Source organism: Nonomuraea sp. MTCD27 (assembly GCF_041950495.1).
In the GTDB taxonomy this organism is placed as follows: Bacteria; Actinomycetota; Actinomycetes; order Streptosporangiales; family Streptosporangiaceae; genus Nonomuraea.
Genome location: NZ_JBGNUW010000013.1, coordinates 1 through 16,501, shown reverse-complemented (window position 1 = coordinate 16,501; position 16,501 = coordinate 1). Strand labels below are relative to the sequence as shown.

The window sequence follows — 16,501 nt, the reverse complement described above, 5'->3', positions numbered from 1 at the left end:
TCGGCGTGGCACGCGGCGCTCGTAGCGTGACGGCCGGTAACGACACCGGCGCACGGAAGGGGCGCGTATGGCCGGAACCGGCGACGGCATGGCCCGCTGGGTGAAGGTGGCGGGGATCGTCGCAGCCATCGTCGTCCTGCTCGTCATCGCCATGATGCTCATCCGGGGTGGCGGCCTGGGCCATCAGATCCCCAGCCATGGTGGCGGCGCGAGCGGCGCGCCACCCGTGGGTGGCCACACTCCGCCGAAAGGGGTTCACGAATGATCGAGGTCACTGATGTGGTGAAGACCTATCCGCTGGGGGAGGGCGAGGTGCTCGCGGTGGATCGGCTCAGCCTGTCGGTCGAGGCGGGGGAGTTCGTCGCGGTGGTGGGGCGGTCGGGGAGCGGCAAGACGACCCTGCTCAACCTGCTCGCCGGGATCGACCGGCCCACGTCGGGCACGGTACGGGCGGCGCAGGCGGATCTCGGCGGGCTGTCGGAGTCCGAGCTGGCCGAGTGGCGGGGGCGCAACGTCGGGCTGGTGTTCCAGTTCTTCCAGCTCCTGCCCACGCTGACGGTGGTCGAGAACGTGATGCTGCCGATGGACTTCGCCGCCAGGATCCCCGCCGTACGCCGCCGCGACCGGGCGCTGGAACTGCTGGAGCGGGTCGGCATCGCCGACCAGGCGGGCAAACTGCCGGCCACCCTGTCCGGCGGCCAGCAGCAGCGCGCGGCGATCGCCCGCGCGCTGGCCAACGATCCGCCGCTGCTGCTGGCCGACGAGCCCACCGGCAATCTCGACTCCCACACGGCGCAGGCCGTCCTGGACGTGTTCGCCGGCCTGAACGCCGAGGGGCGCACCATCGTGGTCGTCTCACACGAACGCGACATCAGGGCCATCGTGCGCCGCGAGATCACTCTCGTGGACGGGCGCATCGTCGCCGACGAGGACGACCGGGCGCGGGTGCGGGCATGAGCGGGCTGCTGCGGGTGAAGCTCCGCCGCGACCTGCGGGTGAGCTGGTCCAGGTTCGTGCTGATGGTGGTCGCGATCGCGGTCAGCCTGACGGTGTTCGGGGGCATGCTGAACGCCTGGGCGGCCATCGGCAGGGAGACCAGCGGCGCGTACATGAGCACCGGACCGGCCTCGGCCACCATCGTGCTCGACCGGGGCGTCACCCCCGAGCGGATGGCGGCGGTGACGGCCGCGGCCCGTACCAGGCCGGGGGTGCTGGAGGCGACCGGGCGGACGCAGTTCGAGGGCGCGGTCGAGGTCGGCGGGAAGGTGCTGGACGTTCCGCTGCAGGTGTTCGTGGCGGCGGCGGACGATCCGATGCGGATGGTGAAGTTCGACGTCGGGCAGGAGGGGCGCTGGCCGCCGTCGGAAGGCGAGGTGCTGCTCGGTGCGGACTCGCTCGCGCTGCTCGGGGTGGCGGTCGGCGACTCGGTGACCGTACGGGGGCCGGGCGGGCAGCTGCCGCGGCTGCGGGTGGCGGGAACGGTGTACGACCCCGGCCTCGCCCCCTCACCGCAGGAGCAGCGGGGCCGCGGCTACCTGTCCACGGCCGCTCTCGGCCGGCCGGCCCTGCTGGACCAGGTCAAGCTGCAGATCGCCGACCCGGGCGGTCGGGAGCCGAGCCGGGACCGCGACGCCGTGGTGGCCGCGGCCACCGAGGTCGGCGACTGGCTGCGCCGCGAGCAGGGACTGACGGTCGCCGAGATCCAGGTGCCCCAGCCGTACGCGCACCCGCACCAGTGGCAGTCGGACGTGTTGCTGCTGTCGCTCATGGCGGGCGGCGCCGCGGCGTTGCTGCTCAGCACGATCCTGGTGGCGAACATGCTCAACACCCTGTTCACCCAGCAGATCCCGCAGATCGGCATCATGAAGGCGATCGGCGCCCGGTCCGGCACCATCGGGCGCTACTACCTCGTGATGACGCTGCTGGTGGCGGCGCTCGCCACGTTGATCGCGCTGGGCCCGGCCATCTGGATCGGCCGGGCGCTGCTCGGGACGCTGCTGACCACGCTCGGCATCCAGCCCGAGAGCCTCGCCGCGCCCTGGTGGGCGTACGTGGTGATCCTGGTCGCCGGTCTCGGCCTGCCACCGTTGGCGGCGCTGCCGCCGCTGGTCAAGGCCGGCCGGACGACCGTGCGGGCGGCGATCGACCACCGCGGCGTCGAGTCGACTCCGGGCGGTCTCCTGGCGCGGCTCAGCCGGATCCCCCGGCTGGACCGGGGGCTGCTCATGGCACTGCGCAACACCGTGCGGCGGCCGGCCCGGTTCTGGCTGGCGGCCGGGCTGCTGGCGACCGCGGGCGCGGTGTTCGTCGCCGGGATGTCCCTCGAAGCCGGTGCGAACGCCGTCACGGAAGAGCAGGCCGCCCAGCGCACCTGGGACGTCGAGCTGCGGCTGGGCAGCCCCGCCGCGACGGACGCGGTCATCGGGGCGGTACGGCGGGTGCCGGGCGTCACTCGCGTCGAAGGGCTCCGCACCGAACCCGTCGGGGTGGCCGGACCGTTCGGGTTCCCGGTCACCCGGACCTACCCCGACCAGGGACACGGCCGAATCACGCTGACCGCCGGCGTCACCCCGTCCCTCAAGCTCCTGGAAGGGCGCCGGCTGAACCCCGGCGAGACCGGCGCGGTCCTGATCAGCCAGACCGCCAGGAAGAACACCGTGCCGGGGCTCGCGGCCGGGGACAGCGTGCGGCTGTTCATCGGCGGGCGGCCGACGTCGTGGCGCGTCGCCGGGGTGGTCGAGGAGCGGGGCGGCGCCGGCGTCTATGTGACGGCGGAGGGCCTGGCCGCCGCCACGGGGCGGTCCCAGGAGGCCGACCAGCTCCGGGTCTTCACCGCCGGCCATGACGAGGCGACCCGTGACGCCGTCGCCGCGGCCGTCGGCAGGGCGGCCACCGCCGCCGGGTTCACGGTGGAGTCGGCGTCCTCGATCAGCCGCAGCGAGGCCGTCAGCGCGGGGCACATGGGGCCGTTACTGCTGGTCCTGCTGGGGATCGCCGTGCCGCTGGGCGTGCTCGGACTCATCGGGCTGGCCTCGACCATGGGGGCGAACGTGCTTGATCGGACCCGGGAATTCGGCATCATGCACGCCATCGGGGCCCGGCCCCGGGCCGTACGCCGCATCGTCGTCGCCGAGGGCCTCCTCCTCGCGCTCGCCGGATGCGTGGCCGCGATCGTGCCGGCGCTCGTGCTCACCTGGCTCCTGGGGGCGGGGCTCGGCAACCTGTTCATGAGCGCGCCCTTGCCGTACCGGATCTCCGCCCCCGCGGCCGGGATCTGGCTCCTGCTCGCCCTGCTGGGCGCCGCGCTGGCGACCGACGCGGCCGCGACCCGCGCCTCCCGCCTCACGGTCCGGGAGGCCCTCGCCCACCTGTGAACGCAGCCGGACACGGGCGTCGCGTGCCGGGCACGCCACGCGACGCCCTTCCCGGCGCCGGATCGAGCGGGTCGGGGGCGGAGCCGCAGGAGTTCGTGAGGGCGAACCCGCACCGCACTACCCGCGCGGATGTGCTGGGGTCCGTGGATCAGCCGGACACCTGGACCAGCGACCACTGCTGCTCGGGCAGGTCCTGGTCCGGCCACTGGATGACGTGGGCGCCGTCGTCGCGGGAGGTGTCGCCGCTCTCGCCCTCGCGCCCCGCCGCCATGGCAGCAGTGGATCCCGCGCCGCGAAGCGGCAGGGAGAGGTTCGCCGGAAGTCTCGCCAGGTGACCCTTATGATCACCGGATGGCCTTACCGAGGATCGCAACGATCGTCCTGCTGCTCGCCCTGACGACCGGCTGCGGAGACGGCGACGCGGTCACGGCGCGAACGCCCGCCGAGGCGGTGACCCAGCGGATGAAGGGCTCGGCCGGCGTGAAGGTCACCAGGCTCGTCCGCCTGGACTACGGCGAGAAGGTGTTCACCCCGCCGGCGGAGGACGACTCCGTCGCGCTGGTCAACATCGGCGAATACAGCGAGAGCCGCGCCACTGGCGTCCTCGGCGCGACCGCCTCCGACCTGACCGCGACCTACTACCGGACCAATGTCCCCGATGAGCTGAAAAGCGTTGTCCCGACCGACCTGTCCTACATGACGACCAGGACGATCACGATCGCAGGCTCCGGCACCTACCAGTACCGGGCTGATCGGCAGGACGTTCCCGCGGGCAAGTCCTGGCTTCATGGCGGCGGCTCCGGTTGCGAGCAGTTGTTGCGCGCCATCGGCTCGCTCGGCGTACGCAGCCTCGTCTCACCCGAGGTGCTGCGAAAACTGGCGGCCCCCGCTCCCTCCTCGGGGGCGGCCATCGACGGAGTCGCCACCGTCGTGCACGCCGGGAGCGGCTCGCTGACGGAGTTCGCCATCGCGGCTCCACACGACGACCCCGTGATCGCCGCCCAATTTCGCGAGCGGAACGACTCGACACAGGTCTCCTGGCGGTTGTGGGTCGGACCGGACCGGCTTCCCCGCCGGGTGCACCTCACCTCGACCTATCCCATGGCCGAGGACAACCAGCCCAAGACCAGCGTGATCGAGGTCGACTTCACCGACTGGGGGAGCGAGGTGCTCATCGACCCCCCACCGTCGGACCAGGTGCACGAGACCGGGACCTGCCTGGACCCGGAGCCGTACTGAGCCGTTGGAGCCCGGTCAGCCGGCGCTCAACGCTCAGCTCGGCATCCCGCTGCCGTTACGGGCCGCCGCCGTCGGGCTCGGCCGCCACCGCTGAGCCTCATCAGGACCGGTTGAACAGCCCTCGCTCGAAGGCCACTGCCACGGCGGCGGCGCGGTCGTTGACGCCGAGTTTGGCGTAGATGTGCAGCAGGTGGCTTTTCACGGTGGCCTCGCTGATGAACAGGCGGGAGGCGGCCTCGCGGTTGGTGGAGCCGCGGGCGATCAGCGCGAGCACCTCCAGCTCACGTGCACTCAGCGGATCGGACGGCGCGCGCACCTGGCTGATCAGCCGGGTGGCCACCGAGGGGGACAGGACCGCCTCGCCGCGCGCGGCGGCCCGCACGGCGCGGACCAGTTCCTCGGGCATCGCGTCTTTCAGCAGGTAGCCGGTCGCGCCCGCCTCGATGGCCGGCAGCACGTCGCTGTCGGTGTCGTAGGTGGTCAGCACGAGGACCCTGGCCGTACTGCCGCGCTCGGCCAGCCGCCTGATCGCGGTGACCCCGTCGGTGCCCGGCATCCGCAGGTCCATGAGGATCACGTCGGGCCGCAGCTCCTCGGCGAGGCTGACCGCCCGCGCGCCGTCACCCGCGACCCCGACCACCTCGAAGCCCGGCTCGCCGGTGAACATGCCGCGCAGGCCGTCGCGGACGATGGGATGGTCGTCGACGACGATCAGCCGGATCGGGGATTCGCTCATCGGAGCTCCTGAGCCGGGACCGTGGCCGAGACGGCGGTGCCCGCGCCGGGCTCCGACTCGATCTCCAGGCTGCCGGCCAGCCTGGTCACGCGTTGCCGCATGGAGGTCATGCCGAAGCCGCCGCTGTGGGCGTCCGGGACGAACCCGGCGCCGTCGTCACGCACGTCCAGCGTGACCACGTCGTCCATGTAGGACACGGTGACGCCGACGCGGGTGGCGCCCGCGTGCTTGCCCACGTTGGCCAGGGCCTCCTGCGCCACGCGCAGCAGGGTCACCTCCACCTCGGGGTGCAGCGGCCGGGCCGGGCCGGTCGTGGCGAACTCGGTCCGTACGCCCTGGATGCCCTCCCACCGCCTCACCACCTCCGCCAGCGCCTCCGGCAGACGGGCGGACTCCAGCTCCCACGGACCCACCGCATGCACCGACCGGCGGGCCTCGGCCAGGCTGTCCCTGGCCAGCTGGGCGGCGTTGTCGAGGTGGCGCTGCCACTCGCCCGGGTCGTGCTTGGCCCGGGCGGCCGCCTGGACCTGGGTGATGATCCCGGTCAGCCCCTGCGCCAGCGTGTCGTGGATCTCCCGTGCCATGCGCTGGCGCTCGTCGGTGGCGCCTGCCTCGCGGGCCTGCAGGAGAAGCTGGGCCTGGAGTCCGGCGTTCTCCCGCATCGTCTCCTCCAGCTTGGCGTTGGTCTCGGCGAGCTGGTCGACCATCTTCTTGCTCCGGACGCTCTGGTCGGCGGTCATGTCGCCGAAGAGGCTGAACAGGACGACCAGGATCACGATGGCGACCATGACCAGCACGTAGGAGGAGATGATGGCCGGATCAGGGCCGGGCAGCCCGCCGAAGTAGCCGGTGACCGCGGCCGCCGCCGTCGCGGTCACGCCCGCGATCCGCCATCGGCCACGCAGCATATGCCAGGAGTGGACGTAGCCGGTGAAGGCGTAGAAACCGGCGAACCACGGGCTGAGCAGGCCCAGCGCCGCGATGAACGCCACCAGCCCGGCGATGTAGAGGCCCGCCGCCTTGCCGTTCGCCATCCAGCCAGGGTGCAGCGTGACCATCCACAGCGTCCATCCTGCGGCGAGCGCGCTCAGCCCCAGGACGCCGAGCCGATGGTCCCACGAGGTGTCGTCCCCGGTGAGCAGCGCGAGCCCCGCCGAGACGGCCAGCAGCACGTACGGAACGACAGCCAGACCGATGGCCCACCGCCCTTCCGCGGTGTCGAGCGGGCCGGACGGCGTCATCGCCGCCTCACTCCCAACGGAAGAAACGGGCCGCGACCAAACCGATGACCAGCGCATATACCGCCATTATCGCCAGAAGCAGGGGCTGTGTCGCCGCCCCGCTCCAGGCGTCGTGGACAGCCTGCCTGAACAGGCCGAGCGGGGTGAACTCACCGATCGTGGCCGGCAGCTCGGGCATGGCCTCCTTGGGTTGCATGACGCCGCCGAGGTAGGCCAGCGGGAAGTAGAGCAGCACGCCGACCCCGTTGGCGGCGCGCCCGCTCGCCGCGGTCGCGGCGATGAGCAGACCGACCGCGAAGATCGCCGAGGTGCCGAGCAGGAAGGCGGTCACCATCGTCACGACGCGGGCGGGCACGGCCGCCTGGAAGACCGCCACCGAGACCGCGACGAGCACCGCCGAGGCGAGCACCGCGAAGACGAGCTGGAGGATCAGCTGCACGCTCAGCAGGGCGCCCGGGCTGACCGGCGTGGTGGACAGCCTGCGCAGGATGCCCCGCTCCCGGTAGGTGGCCAGGGTGGTGGGCACCATGTAGAGCCCCACCAGCCCGACCGCGATCGTCATCGACATCGAGGGCAGCGCGGTGTCCCCCGGACTGGTCCCGCTACCGAAGATCCCCAGGATGAAGAGCGGAACGGCCATGCTGAAGATCGCGCCGGGGTCGCGCAGCAGCAGCTTGGACTCGACCTTGGCGAGTTTGGCGAAGCCGGTCATCAGGTCTCCTGGGTGCCGAAGGCGCGGCCGGTCAGGGCGACGAAGGCGTCGTTCAACGTATGCTGCTCGACCCGCAGCTCGGCCACCGGGACATGGTCACGAGCCAGCGCGGAGGTCACCGCGCCGGCGAAGTCTCCTCGGCCCGCGACGATCACCCGGTCGCCGGAGCGGGTCACCGACACCACCCCCGGCAAACCCGTCAGCAGCGCGTCGTCGAAGGGCGCCAGCGGCCGGAAGCGCAGATGCTGGTCGGCGTCCACGGCCGAGATCAGGTTCGAGGGGGTGTCCATCGCGACGATCCGCCCCCGGTCGAACACCGCGACCCTGTCGCACAGTTCCTCCACCTCGTCCATGTAGTGGCTGACCAGGACGACGGTCACGCCCGCCGCTCGTACCTGCTTGATCAGCTCCCAGGTGACCCGGCGGGCGGCCGGATCCAGCCCGGTGGTCAGCTCGTCCAGGAACGCCACCTCCGGGTCGCCGACCAGCGCCAGGGCGATGAAGAGACGCTGCTTCTGCCCGCCGGACAGGGTGGCGAACCTGACGTCGCGCTTGTCGGCCAGCCCCCACTCCTCCAGCAGCGCCCGCCAGTCCTTGGGCGCGCGGTAGAAGGAGGCGTACAGGTCGAGCGCCTCCCACACCTTGATGTTCTCCGGCAGGAGCGACTCCTGCAGTTGCACGCCGACCTGGTGGCTCAGCTCCCGCGCGTCCCTGACCGGGTCGAGCCCGAGCACCCTGATCGATCCCGAGTCGGGCCGCCGCAATCCCTCGGCGCACTCCACGGTGGTCGTCTTGCCCGCCCCGTTGGGCCCCAGGATGCCGAAGATCTCGCCCTGCTCCACGGAGAAGGACACCTCGTTCACCACCGGATGCCTGCCGTATCTCTTGACGAGGTCGTTCACCTCGATAACTGCCATGTAGCAACCTTCGGCCGTACCTCCCCTCGCCCGAATCGCCCGCCCGGCCATGGTCCGCCGCTGATGCGGCTGAGCCCGGAATCCACCGATCGGTTGATGCGGTCCGCCGAGGACTCCACTACAACGCCCGGGCAGGCGGCACTTCCAGCTTGCGGACCGACCTCTGTCGGGATGAGCAGCTCCATGCCATCGCCCCATCTACGCGATGTTGACGCTGTCAGCCTCTCCGATGTTCGCCAGCAGCTGCGCTGTGCATCCAGTCACGCCTGGCCCACGCCAGTTGGGGCGAGCGGGTTGGCACGGCCGAACGGCGCCAGGCCGGGCAGGAGCGCGCGGGCAGGAGCGGGCAGGTGCGCGCGAATGGGTGCGCGCGGGCATGAGACAGCCGGCGCCGCTCGGCGGTAAGGCAGAGCGGCGCCGACAGCACCGCGAACGTCTCGGTTCGCGGTCTGCGGGGGCGAGGGCGTTCAGGTTCGGGGTCGAATACGGACGCCGGACGCCCTCGCCACATCCCCGCAGCCGAACCGAACAGCAGGCGCTGGCGGGCCTGCCACTGACGCCCCTAGCCGAGCGGAATGACCGGCTCGGTCGACCGGCCGGCGTAGTAGCAGCCCGTGGTGGACAGGCTGCTCGCCGCCGGTGGAGTGGCGCCGTCGTAGACGGCCAGCAGGAAGTTCTGCGGGCACCGCCGGGTGCTGCCGGTGCGGATGCCGAAGTGCAGATGCGGACCGGTCGAGTTGCCGGTGTTGCCGGTCAGCCCGATCTGCTGCCCGGCGCCGACCGACGCGCCGTTGGAGACCGACCACGACGAGAAGTGGCAGTACGTGTAGATGGCCCCGTCGGTTCCGGTCAGGTTGATGCCTCGCCCGCACAGGCTGTCGTCGATGACCGTCACCGTGCCGGCGCGCACCGCGTACGCCGGGGTGCCGGTGCCGACCGGGAGGTCGATCGCGGGATAGTCGTGGTGCGGGTCGTCGTACTCGCTGCGCGGCAGCGCGTTGCGCGGAAGGGGTAGCGCGAACGAGCCACCTCCGGTGGACGAGGTGATCCGGACCGCGTCGGCGACGACGTAGCCGGGCTGGCTGGTCCAGCGGCTGACGCCGACCACGTTGTAGTCGCCGGCGGCCAGGGTGAACGTCCCGAGACTGACCCAGCGGCCACCGTTGGCGCGCTGGTCGATGACCACGGTACGGATGCCGTCGGTGGTCGCCACCATGAAGGGGGTGGCGCTGTTGTAGCCGGCGTCCGCCGGGTACCAGACCTCGACCAGGTGAGCCCCGGCCGCTGCGATGGACGCCTTGAACCAGGCGGCGTCGCTCGCGACGGTGTTCGGTGTCGCGAACCGGTAGTCCGCGCCGTACCGCTGCGCGGACCATGCCGAGGTGCCCCAGTCGGCACCGGCGGTGAACTGGCCGGCGGTGGCGTTGTCGACCGTGGTGGTCGCGGCGGTCGCGGGCGCCACAGCGCCGAGCAGAACCAGAGAGGCTGCTACGACGGCGGCCGATAAACGAGTGATGGTTTTCACGAGCTGGTCCCTCCGGGGGGTTGAGGGGAAGCGCGGGTGAAGGTATCTAACCAAGATGCGAGCGTCAATGAAAGATATTTACATAGATGAGTTTCTTGGCCCCAGGTCCGCGGTCGGAGTGGGCGGTAGCGGCGATAACCGGTGACCGGATCGACGATCGCCCATCGGCGGCTCTGGCGTAGATGCGGCGCGGCAGTCATGGGCCGCCGCGCCACGGACCCGGCATTGCGGCGTTCGCAGATCAACTCGCGATCCCGCGGTCCCGGCCAAGCCCTCCCGATATCCACATGCGGACACCTCATCGGAGGCTCGCCGTCGTGCCGTGGGTTGGCCCAACGCCGCACGGCCCGGCGATCACGGAGGTCGATGCAGGGGTTCGGGCAGGTGGTGCGGGTCGGTGTGGAGGGTACCGGCGCGCCGGAACTGTGCGGAGGCCGCATCGAGACGCCGCGCCGCCCGCGTCGAGGTCCGCGGCGTGGCCGTCAGTAGGTGGCGCGTCCGCCGCTGATGTCGTAGACGGCTCCGGTGGAGAAGCTGACCTTGTCGGAGGCGAGCCACGCAATGAGCTCGGCGACTTCTTCCGGCTTTCCGACGCGGCGCATGGGGATGAGGCTGGTGATGTGAGCGAGGGCCTCGGGCCCGGTGTCGGCGTTCATCGGAGTCTCGATGACAGCGGGGGCGATGGCGTTGGCGAGTACGCCGCTGGTGGCCAGCTCCTTGCCGAGGGACTTGGTGAGCGCGATGACGGCGGCCTTGGAGGCGGAGTACGGCGACATGTTGGGGTTGCCGTCTTTTCCGGCCATGCTGGCGAGGTTGACGATGCGGCCCCAGCCGCGTTCGCGCATGCCGGGCACGAACGCGCGGCAGGTGTGGAACGTGCCGTTGACGTTGACGTCGAAGGTGCGCTGCCAGCCGTCGAGCGGGATCTCCCACAGCGGGGCGTTCGGGCCGACGATCCCGGCGGAGTTGACCAGGATGTCCACCGGACCCACCTGTTCGGCGGCGCTCTGGACGGCGGCGGCGTCGGTGACGTCCACGACCAGGTCGGCGCCGTCGGAAACATCGAGGGTGATCACTTCGATCCCGTCGGCTTCCAGGCGGATGGCGGCGGCCTTGCCCAGGCCGCTGACACCGCCGGTGATGAGGGCGGTGCGAGCGGAGATCATGGGGGTCCTAATGAGTCCTGGGAGTAAGCCATCCGGCAGACTCCGTGGTGGATGGTGGCCGCCGGCAGGTGAGCACTCGGGTGTCCTGGACGTCGAGTCCTGATGAAAGACCGTGCCCCTGCCGGTTGGTCGGGAGAGTTGATCGCTGATGGGATGTCGTGCCCGCCCGCATGCGGCGTGAGCACTGCTTCATTAGGTCGCAGATGCCTCTCCCACGGGCTGCTGACCAGCGGGAACGAAGACATCGACGGGAGGAACTGTGCGGCTGTTCGTGGGAGACGACTGGGCCGAGGACCACCACGATGTGGAGCTGATGGACGCCACCGGCGCGCGGCTGGCCAAGGCCCGACTGCCGGAGGGGGTGGCGGGCATGGCCCGGCTGCACGCGATGATCGCCGAGCAGCTCGGCCCGGACATTGAAGATGAGGAGGAAGCCGCCCGTCAGGTGCTGATCGGCATCGAGACCGACCGGGGCCCGTGGGTGCAGGCGTTGGTGGCGGCCGGCTACCAGGTGTTCGCGGTCAACCCGCTGCAGGCCGCCGACTACCGCAAGCGGCATAAGGTGTCGGGCGCCAAGAGCGACGCCGCCGACGCGCACGTGCTGGCCGACATGGTGCGCACCGACGCCCACCAGCTGCGTGCTGTGGCCGGCGACAGCGACCAGGCCGAGGCCATCAAGGTGGTCACCCGCGCGCACAAGACGCTGATCTGGGAGCGCACCCGGCAAACCCAGCGGCTGCGGCACGCACTGCGCGACTACTTCCCCGCCGCCCTGGCCGCCTTCGACGACCTGGACGCACCCGAAGCCCTCGACCTGCTGGCCCGGGCGGCCGATCCTGCCGCCGCCGCAAGGCTGACGATCAGCCAGATCAGCGCGGCGCTCAAGCGGGCCGGCCGCCGCGGCGACCTGGCCGCCAAGGCCGCGCCGATCCAGGCCGCCCTGCGCACCGAGCACCTGGGCCAGCCCGAGGTGGTCACCACCGCCTACGCTGCCTCCGCCCGCGCCCTGATCGCCGTCCTTGCCACCCTGAACCAGCAGGTCGCGGCCCTGCACAAGGAGGTCGAGGCGCATTTTGGGCAGCACCCGGCCGCTGAGATCATCTGCTCCCAGCCGGGACTGGGACCGATCCTCGGTGCCCGGGTGCTCGCAGAGTTCGGCGATGACTCCCAGCGGTATGCCAGTGCCAAGGCGCGTAAGAACTACGCCGGCACCAGCCCGATCACCCGGGCCTCGGGCAAGAAGAAGGTCGTCGCGGCCCGCTACGTGCACAACGACCGGCTGATCGACGCCTTGCTCACCCAGGCGGCCACTGCCGTCCGCGTCTCGCCCGGCGCCCGCGCCTACTACGACAAGCAACGGGCCCGCGGCGCCGACTACAACGCCGCCCCGCGCCAGGTCGCCAACCGGCTCGTCGGCATCCTGCACGGCTGCCTCAAGACCGGCGCCCTCTACGACGAGGCAACCGCCTGGTCGCATCACGCCGAATCGCTTGCTGCTTGACAACTAAAGCTCCTGGGATGTCTTTCTCGGTCTGGTTCGGCATGCTCTGCCGTCTCTGGTTCGGTGATCAGCCGACGGCCGCTGATGGGCCGTCAGAAGATCAGCGCCACTTCACCGGAGGTGAGCAGAGCGATGTTGAGCGAATGGGCCGGGACCAGCACCAGGTCGAGCCCGGCGATCACCAGCAGGATGCCGATCACGCGCGGTGGGCTGCCCCATGCGCGGGAGCAGGTCAGCCTCCGGCGGGGATCGAGCGGAGGGCGGGGTCCTCGCTGGAGGTGGTGGGCTCGCTGGGGGAGGTGCCGGGGTCGTCGCCGCCGAGATCGAGCCGGAAGGGCGGGTAGCGGTCGGTCATCAGCGAGGTGTAGCCGCCGACGCGCAGCGCCCAGCGGTTCAGGCCGAGAATGAGGTCGAACAGGGGGCGCGGGTAGGTGCCGGTGACCGCGAGCAGGATCGCGGCGACCAGGACGAGGAGTCCGGTCACTCCGCCGCCGCCCCAGAGCCAGGCCTGGTCGCCGGCCTGCCAGGTGAGCCAGCCGCCGCCGCCGAACAGAACGCCGACGATCAGCAGGTGTGGGATGGCCAGGAGCCATTTCACCAGGACGAGACCGCGGTGCAGCCGCGCCGGGTAGTCGACGGTGAGGCCGGCCGGGTAGCCGGGGACCTCCGCGAGGGTGAAGGGCGGGTAGCGGTCGGTCGCCAGCGCGCTGTAGGCGTAGTAGCCCACCCGCCAGCTCCAGCGCAGCACGCCGACGTTGAAGTCGAAGATCGGCCGAGGGTATCGGCCGGTGGCCACGATCGCGACCAGCGCGACGAGGCTGAGCAGCAGGAAGGCGATCCATAACGGGACCAGCACCAGCGCGTGGGGCAGGATCAGCAGCCACTTCACCAGCCACAGCCATCGCGATGGAGGGCTGTCCGGGTGGGCGTGCACCCGGAGGGGGTACGGCCGTTCCCCATGATTGGGGGCGCGGGGGCTCATTGGAGTCGTGGAGCTCACGATGATTTCCTCTCAGGCCGACACCGGCTCGGGGGTCGGCTGGGTTGGTGCCGGAGGCGCCGGATGGGCGTGCGCCTCACAGGGTGATGACGACCTGGCCCCGGGCGCGGCCTTCGCGTACGTACCGGATGGCCGCGCGGGTTTCGTGCAGCCGGCGCATGCGGGCGGCGCCGCCGACCCTAGGAGCCCCGCCTGGCAGCAGGTGGGTCGACTGCCAGACAGGGGCGGGTCCGGGTCAGGGCGCGGTGGTGGGCCCTGGCGTGTCGGGCTGGTCGGGCTGGTCGGGAAGGGCCGCCGAGCGGGCCAGTTCGGACAGGTCGTTGAAGAACTCCTCGGCCGGCATGCGCTTGCCTGCCTTCCCTACGGGCGAGGGCTCCATCGGCACCAGCAGGTCGGTGTCGGTCGCGTGCAGCCATAGCGCCATCATGTAGAGGGCGGGGATGCGCAGCAGGCGCAGTTCGAAGCCCTTGGCTTCGAGCTCGGGGAGCTTGCGGAGGATCTTGACGGCTTTGTCGGTGGCGGCCACGAACGGCCCCTCGGCGAACTGGGACACCTCCTGGGTGCCGTCCGGGCCCGGCGCGGTCTCGGCGGTGGCGATGGGCTGTCCGCCTTCGACGATCAGGTAGCGCCATCCCACCGGCTGCGCCCGGTCCAGGCCGCCGCCCGCGGTGATGTCGTTCAGTCCCAGCGTGTAGACCTCGTGCGGGGTGGACACGTCGAGCTGGTCTTTGCGGGCGCCGCGCAGCGCCTTGGTGGTGAACTGGGCGTCGTCGGCGAACGCGTGGAGCTTCGATTTGACTCTCGCGGGCACGTCGGGTGACGGGTCGGACAGGTGCACTGGCATGGCGTTCTCCTCAGCCCTGAGTCTTGTATGAGACGTTCCAGGTCCCGCTGCCCTGATAGCTCTCGCGGAAGGTGGTGTAGGACACGTTCCGGGGTCCGTCCCACGGATCGGCCACGCTGACCCACTCGATCCCGTCGGCGTCGAGGAAGCGGCCTGTCACCACCACGATGTGGCCTCCGCCGCCCGACCAGGCGATGTTCGCCATGACCGGCGCGGATTTCGCCATTTCGGCGCTGACCTGCGCGGGCGTCAGGCCGGCGTTCAGACGTTCGTTCCAGTGCTTGATCCGCTGCAGCGCCGTGTCCGGCCACCGTCCCTGGTTGCAGGGTGATACCGCGCCTTCGCCCACGCAGCAGTCGTCCCGGTCCAGCTCGGCGTCGGCCAGCGAACACTGGGTCCAGTCGGTGGCGGGGTTGTAGAACTTCGCGATGGCGACCGAGGACGCCGACCAGCACCACATGGTCTGGCTCTGGTGCTGCCACTCGAAGTTGAGGCGCTGGTCGACCGCGTCGATCACGGCGACCGCGGTCACCGGGCTGCTGTTGGGGACCGGTTTCCAAGGCCCGGTCAGGCCGGAGCGCGAAAACAGGGTGTGCAGGTTCGGCTCAATGGCCACGCCGAGGATGGTCCCGTCGGGCAACGCGGTCACCGCCGTGACGCTGCCGCTGCCGGGAACGAGGACCCAGCCCGCGGTCAGGCTCGCCCGCGTGTACAGCTGTTTGTCGGTGCCCGCGCCGACGATGGTCCCGTCGGGCAGCACGGTCACCGCCGTCACGCTGCCGCTGTTGGCGACCTTGACCCAGCCCGCGGTCAGGCTCGCTCGCGTGTGCAGTTGCATGTCGGTGCCCACGCCGAGGATGGTCCCATCGCGCAGCACGGCGACACCCATCACCAGGCCGCTGTTGGGGATCTTGACCCAAGCCGCATTCAGGCCGGCTCGCGTCATGAGCATGTTGTCGGTGCCCACCCCCAAGATGGTCCCGTCGCGCAGTGTGGTGATTGCCTTCACGGTGCCGCTGCCTGGCACCGTTACCCAGGGCGCGGTCAGACCCGCTCGTGTCATGAGCAGGCCGTCCGTGCTGACGCCCAGGAGGGTCGTCTCCTTCAGTGCCGTGGCCGTGCTCACCAGGCCGCTGTTGGGCACCTGGACCCAAGCCGCATTCAGGCCGGCTCGCGTCATGAGCAGGTTGTCCATCCCCACGCCGACGAGGGTCCCGTCGGCTTGCGCGGTCACCGACTTCACCGTGCCGCTGCCCGCCACCTGTGTCCAGGCCGCGGTGAGGCCGGCTCGCGACCAGAGTTTGTTGTCGGTGCCGACACCCACGATGGTCCCGTCAGGCAGCACGGTCACCGACGTGACGCTGCCGCTGTTGGGAATGCGGACCCAGCTTGCGGTCAGGCTCGCTCGCGTGTACAGATTCTGGTCGGTGCCCACGCCGAGGAGCCTGCCATCGAGCAGCACCGCCACCGCGATCATGGGGCCGCTGTTGGGGACGACGACCCAGCCGGCGCTCAGGCCGGCGCGCGTGTAGAGCTGTTTGTCGGTACCCACACCGACGAGGAGTCCGTTCTTCAGCTGGCTGACCGCGGTCACCGGTCCGCCGTTGGGCACCGGGACCCAGCCCGTGTTCAGCCCGGCCCGGAAGTGGAGATTGTTGTCCGTACCGATGGCGAGGAAACTGCCGTTACTCATGGTTCGGCGCTCCTATCGACGTTCCCGACGGTGACCGCTGCGATGTGACAGTCACCTTGCTCGCACGTAAATGAATCCATGGCACAACGCAAAGGACAACCGACTGCACAGTTCGGTTCCGAGGGCCGCTTGAAAAGGGGCCGTCCTGGGCCAAGTGGCCGTGCTGGTGGCCTGCTTGAAGCTACATTCAAAGTCGAGAATCAGCAATGATTACAGTATTTACGGACCAACATTGCCGAGAGTTCCCCAACGGCCATAAGGTGGGTTTGACCTGCCTGAATCCGGCCCAGAATATTTTGTGGGTCACCGTCGGCACGGCCGCTGTCAGCGTAAACGCCTTTTTATTCGATCGCGCCTCCTGGAAAGTCGGCCGTAAAACTGTCCAGGATCGACTTCTTCAAATAATTCGAGGGGGTGAGCTGTTAACCTCGATTCTTCAGCGGGCGGTGCTGTGTGAGTGGCTCCGCGATTTGCCCGTAATGTCCCCGACGCGGTTGGGGCGGGCCGTCGCATGACGCTGCGGGGGCGCCGGGTTCCACGGACCCGGAGCAGG

At 70.5% G+C, this 16,501-nt stretch carries 15 protein-coding genes; 5 read left to right on the top strand and 10 right to left on the bottom strand.

Going from position 1 to position 16,501, the window contains the following annotated elements; translation table 11 throughout:
* Positions 1 to 67: 67 nt before the first annotated feature.
* From ACBJ59_RS33495 to ACBJ59_RS33485, 3 genes are read left to right on the top strand one after another with little or no spacing between them, the layout of a single operon-like run.
* A complete protein-coding gene (locus ACBJ59_RS33495; protein ID WP_375114192.1) occupies positions 68 to 265 on the top strand; it encodes a hypothetical protein in 198 nt (65 codons plus the stop codon).
* Entirely contained in the window at positions 262 to 957 is a 696-nt protein-coding gene (locus ACBJ59_RS33490; RefSeq protein ID WP_375114191.1) for an ABC transporter ATP-binding protein, read from the top strand. The genes ACBJ59_RS33495 and ACBJ59_RS33490 overlap by 4 nt, the downstream gene beginning before the upstream one ends.
* On the top strand, positions 954 to 3,374 hold the full coding sequence (locus ACBJ59_RS33485) for an ABC transporter permease (protein WP_375114190.1): 2,421 nt from the start codon (positions 954 to 956) through the stop codon (positions 3,372 to 3,374). The genes ACBJ59_RS33490 and ACBJ59_RS33485 overlap by 4 nt, the downstream gene beginning before the upstream one ends.
* Before the next feature lie 148 nt (positions 3,375 to 3,522).
* Here the strand turns inward: ACBJ59_RS33485 and ACBJ59_RS33480 are convergent, their stop codons facing one another.
* Positions 3,523 to 3,645, bottom strand: coding sequence for a hypothetical protein (locus tag ACBJ59_RS33480; RefSeq protein WP_375114189.1), 123 nt, complete (start codon positions 3,643 to 3,645; stop codon positions 3,523 to 3,525).
* Between the two features lie 80 nt (positions 3,646 to 3,725).
* Here ACBJ59_RS33480 and ACBJ59_RS33475 point away from each other — a divergent pair, with 80 nt between their 5' ends.
* Complete coding sequence (locus ACBJ59_RS33475; RefSeq protein ID WP_375114188.1) at positions 3,726 to 4,613, top strand: hypothetical protein; 888 nt, start codon at positions 3,726 to 3,728, stop codon at positions 4,611 to 4,613.
* Positions 4,614 to 4,713: 100 nt separating this feature from the next.
* On the opposite strand, the gene ACBJ59_RS33470 is transcribed toward ACBJ59_RS33475, so the two are convergent.
* The 6 genes from ACBJ59_RS33470 to ACBJ59_RS33445 form a co-directional block, all read right to left on the bottom strand.
* The gene (locus tag ACBJ59_RS33470; protein WP_375114187.1) at positions 4,714 to 5,349 is read right to left on the bottom strand and encodes a response regulator; all 636 of its coding nucleotides are present in this window, start codon (positions 5,347 to 5,349) and stop codon (positions 4,714 to 4,716) included.
* Positions 5,346 to 6,590 carry a sensor histidine kinase gene (locus ACBJ59_RS33465; protein ID WP_375114186.1) on the bottom strand — a complete coding sequence of 415 codons (1,245 nt, stop codon included), beginning with the start codon at positions 6,588 to 6,590 and terminating at the stop codon, positions 5,346 to 5,348. Before ACBJ59_RS33465 ends, ACBJ59_RS33470 begins: the two co-directional genes overlap by 4 nt.
* Before the next feature lie 7 nt (positions 6,591 to 6,597).
* Positions 6,598 to 7,302, bottom strand: a complete 705-nt coding sequence (locus tag ACBJ59_RS33460) for an ABC transporter permease (protein ID WP_375114185.1) — start codon at positions 7,300 to 7,302, stop codon at positions 6,598 to 6,600.
* The gene (locus ACBJ59_RS33455) at positions 7,302 to 8,219 is read right to left on the bottom strand and encodes an ABC transporter ATP-binding protein (protein WP_375114184.1); all 918 of its coding nucleotides are present in this window, start codon (positions 8,217 to 8,219) and stop codon (positions 7,302 to 7,304) included. Before ACBJ59_RS33455 ends, ACBJ59_RS33460 begins: the two co-directional genes overlap by 1 nt.
* A 562-nt stretch (positions 8,220 to 8,781) precedes the next feature.
* Positions 8,782 to 9,681 (bottom strand): peptidoglycan DD-metalloendopeptidase family protein, encoded by a 900-nt coding sequence (locus ACBJ59_RS33450; protein WP_375114183.1) that lies wholly within the window; start codon positions 9,679 to 9,681, stop codon positions 8,782 to 8,784.
* Positions 9,682 to 10,226: 545 nt separating this feature from the next.
* Positions 10,227 to 10,910, bottom strand: a complete 684-nt coding sequence (locus ACBJ59_RS33445; protein WP_375114182.1) for an SDR family oxidoreductase — start codon at positions 10,908 to 10,910, stop codon at positions 10,227 to 10,229.
* Positions 10,911 to 11,175: 265 nt separating this feature from the next.
* Between ACBJ59_RS33445 and ACBJ59_RS33440 the strand changes: the two genes are divergently transcribed.
* Complete coding sequence (locus ACBJ59_RS33440; RefSeq protein ID WP_375114492.1) at positions 11,176 to 12,411, top strand: IS110 family transposase; 1,236 nt, start codon at positions 11,176 to 11,178, stop codon at positions 12,409 to 12,411.
* 232 nt (positions 12,412 to 12,643) lie between these two features.
* Here the strand turns inward: ACBJ59_RS33440 and ACBJ59_RS33435 are convergent, their stop codons facing one another.
* The 3 genes from ACBJ59_RS33435 to ACBJ59_RS33425 form a co-directional block, all read right to left on the bottom strand.
* Positions 12,644 to 13,300: a DUF4389 domain-containing protein gene (locus tag ACBJ59_RS33435; RefSeq protein ID WP_375114181.1), complete on the bottom strand. Its 657-nt coding sequence runs from the start codon at positions 13,298 to 13,300 to the stop codon at positions 12,644 to 12,646.
* Positions 13,301 to 13,646: 346 nt separating this feature from the next.
* A complete protein-coding gene (locus tag ACBJ59_RS33430) occupies positions 13,647 to 14,255 on the bottom strand; it encodes a hypothetical protein (protein ID WP_375114180.1) in 609 nt (202 codons plus the stop codon).
* Positions 14,256 to 14,265: 10 nt separating this feature from the next.
* Positions 14,266 to 15,948: a tectonin domain-containing protein gene (locus ACBJ59_RS33425; RefSeq protein WP_375114179.1), complete on the bottom strand. Its 1,683-nt coding sequence runs from the start codon at positions 15,946 to 15,948 to the stop codon at positions 14,266 to 14,268.
* Positions 15,949 to 16,501: the final 553 nt, after the last annotated feature.